Raw genomic sequence first — 830 nt, 5'->3', positions numbered from 1 at the left:
GCCGGGGAAGTTCCGTATACGTCACAATATCCGCTTGGAGCCTATGATGCAGGCAACGAGATCATTTATTATTCTTCACGAACAAGCGATGGCAAGTCGGATCAGTTATTTTCCATGAATTTGAAAACGGGAAAGATTGATCAATTGACGACGGAACTGTATGCCATTAACCATATTGTTGTTGTAGATGGTATGGTCATCATGGATGCTTCCTTTAAAGACAGCTACGATAATCATATTAAGCCTATCGTATCGTATCATCCGCAGACGAAAGAGTTGAAGCCTTGGTGGGATCTGAACAAAGACGACACGACCATATGGGATTTAAAATACAATGAAGCAGCCGGGACGATTTATGCGGCAACTTATTCTTGGAAAGAAGATTTCGGAAATGTGGTTAAAGCTAATAAACTGCACATCAAACCTGAACCTCCCCTTTACACCGTAAAAGAATATGACGTGCAAGGGAATGAGATCAAGAAAATTTTTCAGACAAAAGAGGAATTAGTCTTCTTTGCCTTAGCCCACGATGGGAGAACGGCTATATACGGAAGCGCTCCCCATGCAAATGACCCGAGACACTATACAATTGTTGACCTTGCCACGGGACAAGAGCAATTGTTCACTGTGTTTGAAGCGATAAGTGATGCTTTTTTTGAACCCGATGATTCAAATGTGCTGCTCGTATTAGGTATATATAAGGATAAGCGCGGTGTATATCGGTATGATCGCGTGACAGGCAACGTGGAACTGCTTCTGGCGGAGCCGGAGAAGGATGGAGCCATTAACAACTTTACGATCATGGGGGAATAATGTCGGTAATCAACAAG

Annotated in this window: 1 protein-coding gene; it reads left to right on the top strand. The window is 43.0% G+C overall.

The genetic code is table 11. From position 1 onward, the window contains the following. A partial coding sequence (locus DQX05_RS31300) for a hypothetical protein (RefSeq protein WP_119796902.1) occupies positions 1-813 on the top strand: 813 nt, incomplete at its 5' end. Positions 814-830: the final 17 nt, after the last annotated feature.

The organism is Paenibacillus thiaminolyticus (genome assembly GCF_003591545.1).
Taxonomy (GTDB): domain Bacteria; phylum Bacillota; class Bacilli; order Paenibacillales; family Paenibacillaceae; genus Paenibacillus_B; species Paenibacillus_B thiaminolyticus_A.
The sequence above is the reverse complement of the archived record's forward strand: the minus strand, read 5'-3'. Positions and strand labels throughout refer to the sequence as shown.